This is a genomic window from Streptococcus cristatus, assembly GCF_001578775.1.
Classification (GTDB): domain Bacteria; phylum Bacillota; class Bacilli; order Lactobacillales; family Streptococcaceae; genus Streptococcus; species Streptococcus cristatus_A.
The window spans coordinates 425,829-441,357 of sequence record NZ_KQ969062.1 but is presented as its reverse complement, the minus strand read 5'-3'; the positions used below and the strand labels follow the sequence as shown (position 1 = coordinate 441,357).

17 protein-coding genes and 1 pseudogene are annotated in these 15,529 nt (G+C 45.5%); 4 read left to right on the top strand and 14 right to left on the bottom strand.

Going from position 1 to position 15,529, the window contains the following annotated elements:
• A partial coding sequence (locus SCRDD08_RS02160) for a UvrA family protein (RefSeq protein ID WP_462217691.1) occupies nucleotides 1–1,590 on the bottom strand: 1,590 nt, incomplete at its 3' end.
• Between the two features lie 122 nt (nucleotides 1,591–1,712).
• Between SCRDD08_RS02160 and SCRDD08_RS02155 the strand changes: the two genes are divergently transcribed.
• Nucleotides 1,713–2,657, top strand: a complete 945-nt coding sequence (locus tag SCRDD08_RS02155) for a magnesium transporter CorA family protein (protein WP_045500579.1) — start codon at nucleotides 1,713–1,715, stop codon at nucleotides 2,655–2,657.
• An 18-nt stretch (nucleotides 2,658–2,675) separates the two neighbouring features.
• Nucleotides 2,676–3,350, top strand: a complete 675-nt coding sequence (locus tag SCRDD08_RS02150; RefSeq protein ID WP_061422219.1) for a DUF1129 domain-containing protein — start codon at nucleotides 2,676–2,678, stop codon at nucleotides 3,348–3,350.
• A 31-nt stretch (nucleotides 3,351–3,381) separates the two neighbouring features.
• Here the strand turns inward: SCRDD08_RS02150 and SCRDD08_RS02145 are convergent, their stop codons facing one another.
• From SCRDD08_RS02145 to gla, 11 genes are all read right to left on the bottom strand, one after another.
• A complete protein-coding gene (locus SCRDD08_RS02145) occupies nucleotides 3,382–3,891 on the bottom strand; it encodes a GNAT family N-acetyltransferase (RefSeq protein WP_061422218.1) in 510 nt (169 codons plus the stop codon).
• A 97-nt stretch (nucleotides 3,892–3,988) separates the two neighbouring features.
• The gene (gene rpsR / locus SCRDD08_RS02140; RefSeq protein WP_000068664.1) at nucleotides 3,989–4,228 is read right to left on the bottom strand and encodes a 30S ribosomal protein S18; all 240 of its coding nucleotides are present in this window, start codon (nucleotides 4,226–4,228) and stop codon (nucleotides 3,989–3,991) included.
• A 40-nt stretch (nucleotides 4,229–4,268) separates the two neighbouring features.
• Nucleotides 4,269–4,763: a single-stranded DNA-binding protein gene (locus SCRDD08_RS02135; protein WP_061422217.1), complete on the bottom strand. Its 495-nt coding sequence runs from the start codon at nucleotides 4,761–4,763 to the stop codon at nucleotides 4,269–4,271.
• An 11-nt stretch (nucleotides 4,764–4,774) separates the two neighbouring features.
• Nucleotides 4,775–5,065: a 30S ribosomal protein S6 gene (rpsF, locus tag SCRDD08_RS02130; protein WP_002896497.1), complete on the bottom strand. Its 291-nt coding sequence runs from the start codon at nucleotides 5,063–5,065 to the stop codon at nucleotides 4,775–4,777.
• 176 nt (nucleotides 5,066–5,241) lie between these two features.
• Entirely contained in the window at nucleotides 5,242–6,246 is a 1,005-nt protein-coding gene (gene fni, locus SCRDD08_RS02125) for a type 2 isopentenyl-diphosphate Delta-isomerase (protein WP_061422216.1), read from the bottom strand.
• Nucleotides 6,230–7,249 carry a phosphomevalonate kinase gene (locus SCRDD08_RS02120; RefSeq protein ID WP_061422215.1) on the bottom strand — a complete coding sequence of 340 codons (1,020 nt, stop codon included), beginning with the start codon at nucleotides 7,247–7,249 and terminating at the stop codon, nucleotides 6,230–6,232. The genes fni and SCRDD08_RS02120 overlap by 17 nt, the downstream gene beginning before the upstream one ends.
• Nucleotides 7,239–8,186 carry a diphosphomevalonate decarboxylase gene (gene mvaD / locus SCRDD08_RS02115; RefSeq protein ID WP_061422214.1) on the bottom strand — a complete coding sequence of 316 codons (948 nt, stop codon included), beginning with the start codon at nucleotides 8,184–8,186 and terminating at the stop codon, nucleotides 7,239–7,241. The genes SCRDD08_RS02120 and mvaD overlap by 11 nt, the downstream gene beginning before the upstream one ends.
• On the bottom strand, nucleotides 8,168–9,046 hold the full coding sequence (mvk, locus tag SCRDD08_RS02110; protein WP_061422213.1) for a mevalonate kinase: 879 nt from the start codon (nucleotides 9,044–9,046) through the stop codon (nucleotides 8,168–8,170). Before mvk ends, mvaD begins: the two co-directional genes overlap by 19 nt.
• A 179-nt stretch (nucleotides 9,047–9,225) precedes the next feature.
• Nucleotides 9,226–10,158: a serine hydrolase domain-containing protein gene (locus SCRDD08_RS02105; RefSeq protein WP_061422212.1), complete on the bottom strand. Its 933-nt coding sequence runs from the start codon at nucleotides 10,156–10,158 to the stop codon at nucleotides 9,226–9,228.
• Entirely contained in the window at nucleotides 10,155–10,892 is a 738-nt protein-coding gene (locus SCRDD08_RS02100) for a CppA N-terminal domain-containing protein (RefSeq protein WP_061422211.1), read from the bottom strand. Before SCRDD08_RS02100 ends, SCRDD08_RS02105 begins: the two co-directional genes overlap by 4 nt.
• Before the next feature lie 192 nt (nucleotides 10,893–11,084).
• Nucleotides 11,085–11,981: an aquaglyceroporin Gla gene (gene gla, locus SCRDD08_RS02095; RefSeq protein WP_045500550.1), complete on the bottom strand. Its 897-nt coding sequence runs from the start codon at nucleotides 11,979–11,981 to the stop codon at nucleotides 11,085–11,087.
• A gap of 102 nt (nucleotides 11,982–12,083) precedes the next feature.
• On the opposite strand from gla, the gene SCRDD08_RS02090 reads away from it, so the two are divergent.
• Entirely contained in the window at nucleotides 12,084–14,375 is a 2,292-nt protein-coding gene (locus SCRDD08_RS02090) for a Xaa-Pro dipeptidyl-peptidase (protein ID WP_061422210.1), read from the top strand.
• A gap of 36 nt (nucleotides 14,376–14,411) precedes the next feature.
• Here SCRDD08_RS02090 and SCRDD08_RS02085 read toward each other — a convergent pair whose 3' ends face one another.
• On the bottom strand, nucleotides 14,412–14,825 hold the full coding sequence (locus tag SCRDD08_RS02085) for a hypothetical protein (RefSeq protein ID WP_061422209.1): 414 nt from the start codon (nucleotides 14,823–14,825) through the stop codon (nucleotides 14,412–14,414).
• 168 nt (nucleotides 14,826–14,993) lie between these two features.
• On the opposite strand from SCRDD08_RS02085, the gene SCRDD08_RS02080 reads away from it, so the two are divergent.
• A complete protein-coding gene (locus tag SCRDD08_RS02080) occupies nucleotides 14,994–15,293 on the top strand; it encodes a YbaB/EbfC family nucleoid-associated protein (protein ID WP_015605798.1) in 300 nt (99 codons plus the stop codon).
• 119 nt (nucleotides 15,294–15,412) lie between these two features.
• Here SCRDD08_RS02080 and SCRDD08_RS12155 read toward each other — a convergent pair.
• Nucleotides 15,413–15,493, bottom strand: a pseudogene (locus SCRDD08_RS12155) (IMP cyclohydrolase); the annotation flags it as partial.
• Nucleotides 15,494–15,529 lie beyond the last annotated feature (36 nt).

The window sequence follows — 15,529 nt, the reverse complement described above, 5'->3', positions numbered from 1 at the left end:
AATCAGGCGGTCATTGTCACGCTGGTGCAAGCCAATAGAGGGCTCGTCCAGAATATAGAGGACACCACTCAAGTTCGAGCCAATCTGAGTCGCCAAGCGAATCCGCTGACTCTCCCCGCCAGAGAGGGTGCCCGCTGAGCGCGACAGGGTCAGGTAGTTGAGGCCGACGTTGTTGAGGAAGGTCAGACGGTCGTGAATTTCCTTGACAATAGGCTTAGCAATAATCGCTTCATTGTCTGTCAAGGTCAGGCGGTCCAGCTCCTCCAAATGATCCGCAATGGACAAATCGGAAATCTGACCGATATGGAGCCCCTTCTCTCCGCCAATCTTAACAGACAGGGCCTGGTCATTGAGCCGGTAGCCCTGACAGGCTGCACAGGTCAGCTCATTCATGTAGAGCCGCATCTGATTGCGGGTAAAGTCACTGTTTGTCTCATGATAGCGGCGGTTGATATTAGCCACCACTCCCTCAAAAGGAATGTCAATATCCCGCACACCGCCGAATTCATTTTCATAATGAAAATGGAACTCTCGGCCCTCAGAGCCAAAGAGAATCAGCTGGCGCTCTGCCTCGGTCAGCTCCTCAAAAGGCCTATCCATATCAATCCCGAACTCCTGCATGGCCTGCTCCAGCATCTGCGGATAGTAGTTAGAGGAAATGGGATTCCAAGGAGCTAAAGCCCCTTCTCTCAGAGTCTTGCCGGCATCCGGCACCACCACATCCAAGTCTACCTCCAGCTTGACTCCCAGACCGTCACAGTCCGGACAGGAGCCAAAAGGAGCATTAAAGGAGAAGAGCCGCGGCTCCAGCTCAGGCACCGTAAAGCCGCAGACTGGGCAGGCATAGTGCTCGGAAAAGAGCAGCTCCTCACCGTCCATGGTGTCGATGACCACATAGCCCTCCGCAATCCTGAGAGCCGCCTCGACCGAGTCAAAGAGCCGGCTGCGGACCCCTTCCTTGATGACAATGCGGTCCACCACGACCTCGATATCGTGCTGCTTGCTCTTGGACAGCTCAGGAACCTCGGTCACATCGTAAATCTCGCCGTCCACGCGCACCCGGACATAGCCGTCTTTCTGAATCTTGTCAAAAACCGTCTTGTGCTGGCCCTTTTTCTTGCGGATGACCGGCGCCAGGATTTGCAGCCGCTGACGCTCCGGCAGCTCCAAGACCTTGTCGACAATCTGCTCGACAGAGGAAGCTGTGATGGCACCGTGACCATTGATACAGTAAGGCGTTCCGACACGCGCGTAGAGCAGACGCAGGTAGTCATTGATTTCGGTAGCTGTTCCCACTGTTGAGCGAGGATTTTTGCTGGTGGTCTTCTGGTCGATGGAAATAGCCGGGCTAAGACCATCAATCGAGTCAACATCCGGTTTTTCCATGTTGCCCAAAAACTGCCGGGCATAGGCCGACAGGCTCTCTACATAGCGCCGCTGCCCCTCTGCATAGAGGGTGTCAAAGGCCAGGCTGGACTTGCCCGAGCCGGACAGACCGGTCACCACGACCAGCTTGTCTCGGGGTATTTCTACATCAATATTTTTTAAATTATGAGCTCGCGCTCCATGAATCACAATTTTATCTTGCATCTCTTCCACACTTTACCTTTAAACTTCTTCTATTATAGCAAATTTTTCTGCAAACTTTTGCCCAAAAGACTAGAATTTGTAGTATAATAAGACGGTGCTTATAAACGATTCTAGGAGGAGATATGAAGCAAGTATTTTTATCAACAACAACCGAGTTCAAGGAGATTGATACACTTGAATCGGGAACTTGGATAAATATGGTCAATCCTTCCCAAAATGAATCTTTAGAAATCGCAAACGCCTTTGGCATTGACATAGCTGACCTACGAGCACCACTCGATGCAGAGGAAATGTCTCGGGTCACCATCGAGGATGAGTACACACTGATCATCGTAGACGTACCCATCACCGAGGAGCGGAATAACCAGACTTACTATGTCACTATCCCGCTTGGTATTATCATCACAGAAGAAGCCATCATCACGACTTGTTTGGAAAAGTTGCCCCTGCTGGATATTTTTATCCACCGTCGCCTGCGCAACTTTTATACTTTCATGCGGTCACGTTTTATCTTTCAGATTCTCTACCGCAATGCCGAGCTATATCTGACAGCCCTGCGTTCTATTGACCGCAAGAGTGAGCAGATTGAAAGCCAGCTGCACCAGTCGACTCGAAACGAAGAACTGATCGAGCTCATGGAGCTGGAAAAGACCATCGTCTATTTCAAAGCCTCCCTCAAGACCAATGAGCGCGTGATTAAGAAACTGACCAGCTCTACCAGCAATATTAAGAAATACTTGGAAGATGAAGATCTGCTGGAAGATACCCTGATTGAGACCCAGCAGGCCATCGAGATGGCTGATATTTATGGAAATATCCTCCACAGCATGACAGATACTTTTGCTTCCATTATTTCCAACAACCAGAATAATGTCATGAAGACACTGGCTTTGGTAACTGTTGTTATGTCCATTCCGACCATGCTCTTCTCTGCCTATGGGATGAACTTCAAAGATAATGAACTACCTCTAAACGGCGAGCCACATGCCTTCTGGATTATCATGTTTATCGCCTTTGCTCTGAGTGGCTCTCTGACCCTCTACCTCTTCCATAAAAAATTATTCTAACCACCAGAAAGGACTCACATGTCACAAGTAGTATCAGACAAACTAACTAAGAAAAATAAGGAATTTCTCCACATCGCCACTCACCAACTCCTCAAAGATGGCAAATCCGATGAAGAAGTAAAAGCAATCTTAGAAGAAATCATTCCAAACATTTTAGAAAATCAGGCCAAGGGCATTCCTGCCCGTGCTCTCTATGGTGCACCAACTTACTGGGCTTCTTCTCTCACTGCTAAGGAGCGCTATGACGCCGAGAATCCAAAACAAAACGATGATCCAAAATGGATGATGCTGGATTCCGTCCTTTTCATTTTCGGTTTCTTTACCGTTCTGACTTCCATCGTTAATTTGGCGTCTTCTCGACCGTCTGTTTACGGCATGACGACACTTGTCTTTGGTAGTATTGTTGGTGGTCTCGCTTTCTACGCCCTCTATCATTTCGTTTACCGTTTTTACGGACCAGATACTGAGCGTAGCCAGCGTCCACACCTACTCAAATCTATCCTTATCATGCTAGTAGCCATTGGTCTTTGGACCCTTTCAATCATTGGTTCTAGCTTACTGCCCGACTCTCTCAACCCACATTTGTCAAACAATGTCGTTGCCATCATCGGAGGAATTACCCTAGCGCTCCGTTTCTACCTCAAGAAACGCTTCAATATTAAGAGTGCAACCATGGGGCCAGCGAAATACTAAACAGCATAAAAAAGAGGTTTTTCAACCTCTTTTATTTTGCTCTTTTTGAAAAGTATAATACCAACTCATCGTTATTCTCGCACGAAGCATAGGGCGTGAGTGGCTGATTTTGAAACCAAACTCCTGACCCATCTGGCATATACCCGCGACCTACATATAGTCGTTGTGCTGGGCCATAGCCTTTATGCAGCTCAACACCCAAGCTGACCACATCTGAATAATGCTGTGCTACTTGCTCTGCTTTGTCCAATAAAGCTGTGCCAATTCCTCGCTTTTGGAAACTTTCAAAAACATTAAAATCCGTTAACTCAGGATAAAGACCAGCAAAGGGTCCATGCTTTGCCAAGGGAATAACCGTAATATAACCAGCCAAAGATTCCCCAACAACCGCCACCAAAACTTGGCGCTCACCCGCCTCTTGCTCCAGAAAGTAGGTTTTTAAAATCTCTCTCCGACCAGGCCAGCTTTGCTGGATAAAAGCATTCGATAAGCCTTCAATATCCTCAAAAAGCATCTTTCTGATGGCTAGTTCTTCTGTCATGGCAAACCTCCCATATCTCGATAGTTGCTCCTATTATAGCACTGTCCCTTCCTATCATCAAGACAGCAAAAATCCCTGCAAAAAGCAGGGACTCTCATTAGTCTTCGTTTACGAAAGGCATCAAAGCCATTACGCGAGCGCGTTTGATAGCTGTTGTTACTTTACGTTGGTTTTTAGCTGAAGTTCCTGTTACACGACGAGGAAGGATTTTCCCACGTTCTGAAACGAAACGGCTAAGAAGCTCAGTATCTTTGTAATCAACATATTCAATCTTGTTTGCTGCGATGTAATCAACTTTTTTACGGCGTTTGAATCCGCCACGACGTTGTTGAGCCATGTTATTCTCCTTTATATTATAGTTCTAGTTTTGTCCATTATTAGAATGGTAAATCATCGTCTGAGATGTCCATTGGGTTTGAATTGCCGAATGGGCTTTCATCACGAGAAAAGTTCGGTACTTGGTTGAATGAGTCAGCATTACCATAGCTCGGCGCAGAATTTCCACCGAAGCCACCGCCACCAAAGCCGCCTGAGGGCTGCCCTTCACGGCTTGCACGACTTTCCAGAAGCTGGAAGTTGTCTGCAACGACTTCTGTGACATAGACACGCTGGCCTTGCTGATTGTCGTAGTTACGAGTCTGGATGCGACCAGTAATTCCGATCAGGGCTCCTTTTTTAGCCCAGTTTGCAAGATTTTCTGCCTGCTGCCGCCAGATAACAACATTGATAAAATCCGCTTCACGCTCACCACTTTGATTTTTAAAGTTGCGATTAACAGCCAGAGTAAAGGTTGCGACCGCTTGGTTTTGCGGTGTATAGCGAAGTTCAGCATCACGGGTCATACGTCCCACAAGTACAACGTTATTAATCATAATTTACCTTCTTAAGCGTCAAGTTTGACGATCATGTGACGAAGAATGTCAGCGTTGATTTTTGAAAGACGGTCAAACTCTTTAAGAGCTGCATCGTCGTTTGCTTCAACGTTAACGATGTGGTAAAGTCCTTCACGGAAATCTTGGATTTCGTATGCAAGACGACGTTTTTCCCAGTCTTTTGATTCAACAACAGTTGCACCGTTGTCAGTCAAGATAGAGTCAAAGCGTGCTACCAAAGCGTTTTTAGCTTCTTCTTCAATGTTTGGACGAATAATATAAAGAATTTCGTATTTAGCCATTGATATGTTCCTCCTTTTGGTCTAATGACCCCAAGACGCTGCAAGGGGTAAGTGAGGTTCACTCACAAATAATAATTATACTAGATTTTCCAGCAAATAGCAAGAATAATTTTCGCTTTTCCTTGAATGATCTGCTAAAGCATTTTATCAACTAGATAAAGCATATAAGCCGGTGTTTATTGCACCTGTTCGGCTCCTTCTTTTAAGCGACCGTAAAGCAGATAGGGAACGGATGTTAATTCTTCAAGGTTGCGACAAGACAGGGCACACATCAATAAACGTAAGTCTTCCTTCCAACCATTTACAATAGCAATGACCTCTTCGACTGAGTGTTTTTCGACCAAGTCTAACATAGTCCGAGAAAGGCCGACTGCCTTGGCACCCAGAACTAAGGCTTTAACCATGTCTAGAGGATGGCGAATGCCACCGCTTGCCAGCAACTCCACCTTGTCCACCCAGTCTTGCACTGCCAGTAAGGCCTGGGCTGTAGTCTGCCCCCAACCGTTGAGATAGTCTCGCTGACCGCTCCGCTGATTTTCAATATAGGCAAAGCTCGTTCCACCACGACCAGAAATATCAAAGGTCGAAATACCTAGTGCCTGAGCTTCCTCAATCGTTTTCCGATCCATGCCAAAGCCTACTTCCTTGAGGACAAGGGGAACTGGAAAATCTTTTCCATAGGCTTCCAAATGCTGCTTCCAAGTTCTGAAAGTCCGTTCTCCCTCCGGCATTAGCAATTCTTGCATGACATTAATATGTAGCTGGAGAAACAAAGGTTTCAAATCCGACACCGCCTGTAAGCCTGCGGCTACTGGTTTGTCAAGACCGATATTGCTGGCCAAGAGTAGACTAGGCTTATCCTTTGCCACAGTATAAGAATCATCATCTGGATTTTTCAGGGCTGCACTGTAGGAACCTGTCACAAAGAGGATGCCACAGGCCTCCGCCACTTTAGCCAGTTTTTCATTGATTTCTCGCCCTTTTGGACTTCCACCTGTCATAGCATTGATATAAAAGGGAAAATCCCAGTCACGCCCGGCGAAATGAGTGGATAAGTCAATCTCGTCCAAATCATAGGCTGGCAAAGAGTGATGAATCAATTCTATATCATCAAAGCTATTGTAGCCAAGGGGCTGTTCTAGGGCGTAGTTGATATGATCATCTTTACGACTTTGGCTCATGAGCACCTATCCTTTCTTGGTAGAGTAATTCCAGACCAGCTTCTTGCCAGCGTTGGATCAAGGTTTGGCTATCTTCGGCAGCAAAAGACAGGGCGAAACCACAGTCTCCACCGCCAGCACCACTGCTTTTAGCGACACAATCCAAGCCCTGACTCGCCTCTCTTAAGGCCTGTAATTTCTCCGTGTAAATTAGCGGACTGAGGCTATCTAATAACTGACTGGCAGTCAATAGACTATTTTTTACAGCTGTCTTATCAGCCGACAAAAAAGCTTCTTTCAGACAGTCCACCTGAAGCTGGGTTTGAGTCAGGAAATCTTCGTTTAAACTCGACTTAACCCGCTTGACAAGGTCACTAGAAATAGCCGGTTCTCTCGTCCAACCAACCAGAAAATCACAGGATAAAGCAGGATGGATAGGCTTGATTTCATAGCCCCAATCTTGCTTTAAAATCTCTAACAGATTTGTTTCGACCAATCGCTGACGGATTGCCATCCGATCAAAAGAGCGGTAATAAACCAGTTGTTCATAAGCAATGCAGGCCAGATCTCCCATGGAGCCATTATCCCCCCGCTCGAGAAGCACTACTGCAGCTAGTCTAAAGAGGAGGTCAGAGCTTAGTTTCAGTTGATAAAAAGCGGCCATCGCCTTGATCGTCAAGACAACCACGCTGCCACTAGAACCCAGCCCAAATTTGCGCCCGTCTTTCTCCATTTTTCCCCTGATAGTCAGAGCAAATGGGTGCAATGGGCGTTGCAGCAAGCTGAGATAATCGTTCATCAGTTGAATGGTCTCTTGAACCAAGCCATAGTCCGCGTCTGGCGATAGACTGGCTTTGTGGCTAAAGAGATCCGAATCCAGCTCATAGGCATCCGCCGCCTCAATCTCTGCCCGCATATAGATGGGAATATTCTTAATCAAAGCCGCATGATCAGGGCTCAGAACAGCGTATTCCCCAGCTAGATAGAGCTTCCCGCAGGTCTGGACTTGCATCTTAGTTTCCATCAGGCAATTCCTTCGTTTTGGAGACAATCAGACGGTACTGATCCGCAAAAAGGGGCACCAAGTCTTCCAAGTCCTCTTCAAGACAGAGAACCTTGACATTGGGACCAGCATCCATGGTGAAATAGCAAGGATGTCCCTGGTCTCGGAGCTGGCGAACAAAGTCCATCGCAGCATAGCTTTCCTCTGTCAGATAAGTAAATGGAGGCGTAGCTGTATCGGTCGTTGCATGCATCCGCAGGGCATTCTCCTCGGTCAACTGCCCAACTTTCTCAAAATCATTATCCTTTAAGTAGGCCAGCATATCCTGATAGTCCTGAGCTGACCGATCAATCCAAGCTTGAAAATTTTTGGACGTTTCAGCACAGAGCTGCATGCCAAGTCGACTAGAAATCGGCTTTTTCTCATCATGAAGCACCAACATAATCATGGCCAGCTTAAGGTCGGTTGGCACAGGGTAAATCGCTCCGCTATCCTTGTCCCATGCTGCCAAAGGACCAAAGAAGGAGCGGGCTGACGAACCTGAAGCAAACTTGGCCAACTGAGCCAGCTCCTCAGTATTGTAATGAGTTTCAAAATAAGCATCACAAGCCTTGACCAGAGCAGATAAACCGCTGGAACTAGAGGATAAACCTGCTGCTGTCGGCATATTGTTACTGGTGTCAATCCGAACCCAATCACTTGGCTCCGTCCGAAAACGATCAATAATCCGACTGACCTTAGCATGCTCTTCTGGGCTTTGCAGTTGCCCATCGATATAAAATTCATCGCCAGCAGCCTCAGCCGAAAGCGGGCTTAACTGGGTTTGGGTGTACATATTCTCTAAAGTCAAGGAAATACTACTAGTAGCAGGAATCATCCGCTCAGCATCTGCCTTGCCCCAATACTTGACAATAGCAATATTGGCGTAAGACTTGACACTTACAGGCTTTCTATCCATATATTGCTGGCTCCTTTCTCTCTCAAAAGACGGGCTAGGTCTTCCGCCTCTTTCTTTTCTTTTATTAGCACAATCACGCAGCCACCTAGGCCACCGCCACTCATTTTGGCTCCGAGAGCCCCATTTTCAAGCGCCAGCTCGACCAAGTCATCAGATAGCTGGCAGGAAACTCCCAACTGGGCTAGTTTGCCGTGAGCCTTGGTCATGGCCTGTCCCATGGTTAGCAAATCCTTTAGATGGATCGCCTTCTCAACGATTTTTGTCAGATTTCCCAGCTCCTGTAAGAGGGGCAGAGCCTCTTGACCCAAACTTTCTACCTTTTTGATGGCTTCCCGCGTATGTCCGTGAATACCTGTATCCGCAATCAACAGATAAGCGCTCAAATCTAACTCAATCTCTGAAAATCCGACATTGCGGATAAACTTGATGGCTACATCACTAAGACAGGTCTTGGCATCCAGACCACTTGGATTCATATGGGCAATCATCTCTGCTCGATTGGCCAGAATTTCCAACGTTTCATGATCCAAGGATTCTTCAAAGTAGTCAAAAACCGCACGAATAGCTGCAATGCTGACAGCTGCAGACGAACCCATGCCCCGCTTTTCTGGCACCATAGAATTCACCTGGCAACGAATCTGAGCACCTTGCTTCCCCAAGTGCTCCAGACAGGCAAAAACAGCCATGGACAAGGTATCTTCCTCATAGAGAGTCCAAGGCTTCTCAGAAGGAAATACCTGACAAGTCACTTCGATATTATTGAGAGGCAAAGCCAAGGCTGGATAGCCATAGACCACCGAATGCTCCCCCATCAGAATAATCTTGCTATGTGCCTTGCCGACACCCTTCTCTTTTGTCATACTTTCTCTCTATTTCTTCCTTCTATCTTCTATATTTTAATATACTTTTGGAAAAAAAGCGATCTTTTCCCATCTTAACTGACAAAGTCACGTTAAGCAGTCAAAAACTCCAAGCAAAAGCTGGAGTTCTATCCTATTTTATCATCAGCGACGGACCTTTGGCTTCGGTAGGGAGGAGGCTACCACTCTTTCCTGATTAAATCCATCAGTTCATTGCGGTCTAAAATCCACTGGGCACGTTCATCCTTTTCATAGGTGCGATTGGACAGAAAGATTGCGGCTTTCTGCTCCGCCCGATTATACATGATAAAAGTACCCGTATAGCCAGTATGATCCAGCCAGTTCCCCTCCAAATTCCAAGCTAGACTGCGCGTCTTGCCCAGCTCTAAAGCAAAATTTTGGCTCAATTTCTCTGCAAACTCATCCTGCAAATAATACTCTAAAAAGATCTGCAAATCCTCAAGTGTTGAAAAAAGTCCAGCACTACCGGCATGATGGCCTAGGACACGCGCTTTGGGATCATGAACCACTCCCGCTTTCACGCCACGAACAGTCGGCACCGCAGAAGCTACTGGTCCAAAGCTAGTGTTCTGCATCGCCCACGGCTTAAAAATCTTGTCTTCAAATAAGCGGTCCAAGCCCTCCCCATACAGCTCCTCCAGCATAAAGCCCAGCAGGAGAAAATTAACATCTGTATAATGGAAGGTTTTGTCATCCAGCACTGTCAAGCTATTGAGGGCCGCCTTTAGTTCTTGAGCATTGAGCCTATCCCGATTGGGAATAAAGGGATCGAGCCCAGAGGTATGGGTTAAAAGCTGGCGCAGAGTCACCCGATCATCATGAAAAGCTGGATAGTATTGCCGCAAAGGCGCATCGATATCCAAGTCACCAGTCTGAAACAAAAATGCCACCAAGGTCCCTACGCCAACCACCTTACTAACGCTTGCCAGATCATAAAGCAGGCCTGCTCGCGTTTCTGATTGAATGGCCGGGTCTGCTAAGCCAAGATAAAAACTCTGCCAGTGTCCATCACGATAAAGAGACAAACTAGCCCCAGGATAGAGACCCGCAGCAAGCTGCTGATCGATCTTTTCTAAAATCCGCTGGGTCATAGTTGCTCAAACCATAGTTCAATATTACTTTGGTCTTGGCTGACTAAGAATTTTTTAGATTTAGGTACAAAAAATTCCTGTGTCGCAAAAATCGATGACAATTTTTCCACATCAAAGTCCGCAACCAAACATTTGAGCATAGCCAGATCCCAAGTTTTCGTATTATCAGCCGTCAAATCTTCTCCTTGGGCTTCCTGCACATCTAGGAAATCCAAGACATTGCTCACTGGCTGATAGAAAGCCTTGACAGCCTGTAAATCTGGGACACGAAGCTCAATCTTTTCCACATCAAATTGACTCAAGCCGATAAAATCGTCCTGCCCTTCAAATGCAGGAGTTTCTTGGACTGGTTGCAAGCTACTCAAATCCTCTTCTGCATGGAGCAAGAGGCGATCACCTTCCGGGGAAGTCGCTTCAAAAGCATAACCTTTCTCCCCACGATATAAACTATCAACTTCAATCCCTCGAGCCAACAAAGCCTCAATTTCTGACGCTTGTGCCACCTTGATCACTAAGCGAGCCAATTTCTTTGCCCCTTTGACTCGGCGAGAGCGCATGCTTGGAGATTCTTCTAAGATCAATCTTTCTGTTTTGGTTTGATCGCCCAAAGACAACTGGGCTCCTTCTTCCAATAGGGATTTCATCCCCAGCGTTTTGCTATAGAAATCTTGATTTAGGTTCCGATTATTTACTTTTATTACTGGAACGATTCTTGCAACACGATTCACACTCATAACTTCCTCCAAACTATTTTATTGTAATAAATTTTCATTTTTTTGACAAGAAATTATGCGCAAACCAACAATTTTCAGAACATTTCCACTATCCTAATCTAACAGACCAAAAATATAAACCAAATCGCATTTTTCTATTAGTCAGAAACTAACAAAAAAAGACCGAGATTTCTCTCAGTCTTTTGATAAATATTATCCGTAAATTGCTTTAAATAAAGCTACTGCTGCAATACCAGCCGCAATTGGTGCCACAACCGGTACCCAAGAATACCACCATTTTGAATCACCCTTGTGTTCACCAAGGATTGATTTTGGCAAGATAAAGTGCAAGATACGAGGTCCGAGGTCACGGGCTGGGTTAAGGCCTGGTCCAGTAGGACCTCCAAGTGAAGTTACCAAAGCCATGACAAGGAAACCAAGTGCCAAGTGAGCGACAGCAGATGAACCATTTGTTGCTTGTGCAAATGTATTGTGAATAAGACTTTGAACATCTGATTCTGCTACTTTTTGGCCTGCTTGAGCTGCTTGAAGAGCTTGTTGTTGTACATTCTTCTCGATAAGAACCTTCAATTCCGCACCGAAGTGAAGTTTAGTCAAGCCCATCGCTGCAAAGAAAAGAACAAAAGAACCAACAAACTCATTGATAAAGCCATTGATTGTTGCTGCTTTACGAGATTCAGGTGTTCCGTGATCTAGACTTGAAATGGTTGAGAAAGTACCCAAGATATTGTTTGGATTTTCTGTTTTCAAGTAGTAAGGGCGGTGTGTCGCTACGACCAAAGCCTGTCCGAAGATAGCACCCAAAACTTGAGCAAGAATGTAAGGTGCTACATGCGCCCATGGGAAATAACCACTAATCGCAAGTGCTAAAGTGAAGGCAGGGTTGATGTGGTTACCTGAGGTATTTCCAAACATCAAAGCTGGAATCATAACCCCCATACCGTAACCAACAGCAATGACCAACCAGCCACTTTGATGACCTTTAGTTCCTTTTAATTCAACATTGGCAACAGCACCATTCCCCAAAATGATAAGGATAGCTGTTCCTAAAAATTCCGTGGCATATTTAATAGCCCAACTGAAATCCATCTAATTTCTCCTTTTAAATTTTTTAGACAATCTATATTTTATCAAGTATAATGGATAATGTAAAGGTCATTTTAAATAAAAACCAGAAAAAGAGGGAAAAATATGCGCTTTAATCAGTATAGTTATCGCAAGACAAATCCAGACACTATGCGCCAAGAATTAGCCGAGTTGGGCTTCATCTATGAGCCGCACCTTTCTGACAAAGACAATATCCAAAGCTTCCTACGACGCTGTTTCTTTCTCTATCAGGATACTGACTACTTGCTTCGAGCTTGGGCAGCTGATAGCGAAACTGACCTATTGACCTTCTTCGAGTCAGACCGTGAACTGACAGCTGAGGTCTTCTACATGACTGTCTTTCAGCTATTGGATTTTGTGCCTTTTGTTGATTTCACCGATCTTGAGAAATTCCGAACAGAAAGCAACTTCCCTATCGTTTATGGCGATCTGCTAGAAAACCTCTACCAGTTGCTCAACACTCGAACAAAAAATGGCAATTTGCTGGTTGATAAGCTGGTCAGCGAGGGTTTGATTCCCGAGGACAATACCCACCACTACTTCAACGGTAAGAGCCTGGCAACCTTTTCCAGCCATGATGCCATTCGTGAGGTGGTTTATGTAGAAAGCCGAGTTGATACTGATGGAGATGGCCTGCCAGATCTAGTCAAGGTCAGCATTATCCGTCCTCGTTACCAAGGGCAAGTCCCTACTGTCATGACCGCTTCTCCTTATCATCAGGGAACCAATGATCCGGCCAGCGACAAGGCTCTCCATAATATGAATGTGGACTTAGTAAAAAAAGAGCCACATCACATCACAGTCCAAGACCCTGAGCTTAAATTGCTTCAACTGGATGCGCCAGCTTCTGCCCAAGAAGTATCTGAAACCGAGGAAAAATTGGGGCATATCGGCACCTACACGCTCAATGACTACTTGCTGCCCCGCGGCTTTGCCAATCTCTATGTGTCTGGCGTGGGAACTAAAGACTCTGAAGGACTGATGACCAGCGGCGACTATCAGCAGATCGAAGCCTATAAGAACGTTATTGACTGGCTCAACGGCCGCTGCCGAGCCTTCACCGACCACACGCGCCAGCGGGAAATCAAGGCTAGTTGGTCCAACGGAAAAGTAGCTACGACCGGTATCTCCTATCTGGGCACCATGTCCAACGGGCTGGCAACGACTGGCGTAGATGAGCTGGAAGTCATTATCGCCGAAGCTGGAATTTCTTCTTGGTACAACTACTACCGCGAAAACGGTCTCGTCACTAGTCCCGGAGGTTACCCAGGAGAGGATTTTGAATCCTTGACCGAATTAACTTACTCCCGCAACCTGAGGGCTGGTGACTACCTGCGTCATAATGATGCTTATCAGCAAAGTCTAGAGCAACAGCGCAAAGACCTAGACCGGCAAACTGGAGATTACAATCAATTTTGGCATGATCGCAACTACCTGCTCCATGCAGATAAGGTCAAGGCCGAAGTCGTCTTCACACATGGCTCTCAAGACTGGAATGTCAAGCCTCTCCATGTCTATAATATGTTTCGAGCCTTACCGCCTCACATCAAAAAGCACCTCTTCTTCCATAACGGTGCCCATGTTTACATGAACAACTGGCAGTCCATCGACTTCCGCGAAGCCATGAATGCCCTCCTTAGCAAGAAACTGCTAGGCCATGCTTCAGACTTCGAACTGCCGCAAGTCATCTGGCAGGACAACAGCCAAGCTCAAAATTGGCTAACTCTGGAAAACTTCGGCGGACAAAAGAACTACGCTCATTTCCAACTAGGTGAAGGCTCTCAAGAGATTCAAAACCAATATTCAGAAGAAGATTACAATCGTTTTGCTAAAAACTACCAAAGCTTTAAAAACGAACTCTTTGACGGCAAGGTTAACCAGATTACTCTGGATTGGACTTTGGAAGACGACCTCTTCCTCAACGGAGCCACCCAGCTCAAACTGCGCCTTAAATCCAGCACGGACAAGGGGCTGATTTCTGCCCAGCTACTGGACTTTGGACCAGCTAAACGCCTCACTCCAATTCCGATACCGCTTGAGCCTAGAGTCATGGACAACGGCCGCTACTATATGCTGGACAATCTGCTTGAGCTGCCTTTTGCTGAAACGCCACACCGTGTTATCACCAAAGGCTTCCTCAACCTGCAAAATCGGACAGACTTGCTGACGGTCGAAGAAGTTACTCCTGGCCAATGGATGGAATGTAGCTTTGAACTGCAACCAACGATCTATAAGATGAAAAAAGGCGACCAACTGCGTCTCGTCCTCTACACCACTGACTTTGAGCACACCGTCCGTGATAAGACAGACTATCAGCTGACGGTAGATCTAGAGCAGTCTAGTCTAGACTTGCCGACCATGGTATCACTTGCATAAAACCTAAAAGACGCTGAAATTCAGCGCCTTTTTCTTCTACTGTACATTGAAATATTTTTCTGCATATTTTTTATAATCCGGCTTTTCCTTGCGGTTCATAGCAAAGAGCATACTACCTGTGAGATAGTCATCGTCTGAATCAGGAATTAGCATAATAGCAACATTTTTATCTTTCTCAGGAAAGACGATAGAAAATATTTTTCCATTATCTTTCCGAGTCAGACCATAATAACTCACCCCATTTTTAAAACCAACAGCATTTTGAGTATACTTATACTCTTCTTCGTTGACAATGATGGTCTTGTCTTTTATTTCAATGGTCGTTTCTTCACCTCTAACATCCTGAACATTCCATTTCCCCTGAATTTTAGGGCTACCACTACAGCCGATTAGGATGAAGAGGGATGAGAGCACTACCAACAGCAAAGCTTTTATTTTCTTATTTTTCAAGTTATCTTCTCCTTGGGATATAGATTCATGACCATTCTACTATAAAGGCTAAATCTTTGTCAAACCTTCTAGAAATGTTCTTCTTGCCACTTTTCTAAAAAATGATATAATTGAAGAGTGAAGGTTACTAAGGGCTCAGCCCTTGCGAGAGAAAGGAAAGAAAATCTTATGATGAATATGCAAAACATGATGAAGCAAGCCCAAAAACTTAAAAAAGAAATGGACATTGCTCAAGCAGAATTAGCGGCAACTGAATTTGTTGGAAAATCTAGCCAAGATTTAGTTGTAGCAACTCTTACTGGTGATAAAAAGGTTGTCAAAATTGACTTTCAGCCTGCTATCGTAGACCCAGAAGATATGGAAACTCTGTCTGATCTGACTAGTCAAGCTATCAATGCTGCTATCGATCAAATCAACGAAGTAGCTAAACAAAAACTCAGCGCTTTCCAAAGTGGACTTTCTTTCTAATTCTGTTAAGCCCTTTTAAACATCAACTCCCAAAAGATGAACCACTCATCCTTTTGGGAGTTTTTTTACGCAAAAAAATTGGAGAAAAGATCTAAGCATTTTCTCCAATATAAATCTTCTTAATGTCTAAAATGTCTCACTCCTGTGAAGACCATGGTCAAGCCGTATTTATCCGCTGCTTCGATAGATTCTTGGTCACGATGATTACGTTTAATACCTTACCTTCAACATTCTTT

Coding starts and splice junctions, on each gene's coding strand:
- rpsF (WP_002896497.1), bottom strand. CDS start 5,065: ATGGCTAAATACGAAATTCTTTATATTATTCGTCCAAACATTGAAGAA.
- mvaD (WP_061422214.1), bottom strand. CDS start 8,186: ATGGATAGAAAGCCTGTAAGTGTCAAGTCTTACGCCAATATTGCTATT.
- SCRDD08_RS02155 (WP_045500579.1), top strand. CDS start 1,713: ATGAAGCAAGTATTTTTATCAACAACAACCGAGTTCAAGGAGATTGAT.
- SCRDD08_RS02090 (WP_061422210.1), top strand. CDS start 12,084: ATGCGCTTTAATCAGTATAGTTATCGCAAGACAAATCCAGACACTATG.
- SCRDD08_RS02150 (WP_061422219.1), top strand. CDS start 2,676: ATGTCACAAGTAGTATCAGACAAACTAACTAAGAAAAATAAGGAATTT.
- mvk (WP_061422213.1), bottom strand. CDS start 9,046: ATGACAAAAGAGAAGGGTGTCGGCAAGGCACATAGCAAGATTATTCTG.
- SCRDD08_RS02100 (WP_061422211.1), bottom strand. CDS start 10,892: ATGAGTGTGAATCGTGTTGCAAGAATCGTTCCAGTAATAAAAGTAAAT.
- SCRDD08_RS02120 (WP_061422215.1), bottom strand. CDS start 7,249: ATGGAAACTAAGATGCAAGTCCAGACCTGCGGGAAGCTCTATCTAGCT.
- SCRDD08_RS02135 (WP_061422217.1), bottom strand. CDS start 4,763: ATGATTAATAACGTTGTACTTGTGGGACGTATGACCCGTGATGCTGAA.
- SCRDD08_RS02080 (WP_015605798.1), top strand. CDS start 14,994: ATGATGAATATGCAAAACATGATGAAGCAAGCCCAAAAACTTAAAAAA.
- SCRDD08_RS02145 (WP_061422218.1), bottom strand. CDS start 3,891: ATGACAGAAGAACTAGCCATCAGAAAGATGCTTTTTGAGGATATTGAA.
- SCRDD08_RS02105 (WP_061422212.1), bottom strand. CDS start 10,158: ATGACCCAGCGGATTTTAGAAAAGATCGATCAGCAGCTTGCTGCGGGT.
- fni (WP_061422216.1), bottom strand. CDS start 6,246: ATGAGCCAAAGTCGTAAAGATGATCATATCAACTACGCCCTAGAACAG.
- rpsR (WP_000068664.1), bottom strand. CDS start 4,228: ATGGCTCAACAACGTCGTGGCGGATTCAAACGCCGTAAAAAAGTTGAT.
- gla (WP_045500550.1), bottom strand. CDS start 11,981: ATGGATTTCAGTTGGGCTATTAAATATGCCACGGAATTTTTAGGAACA.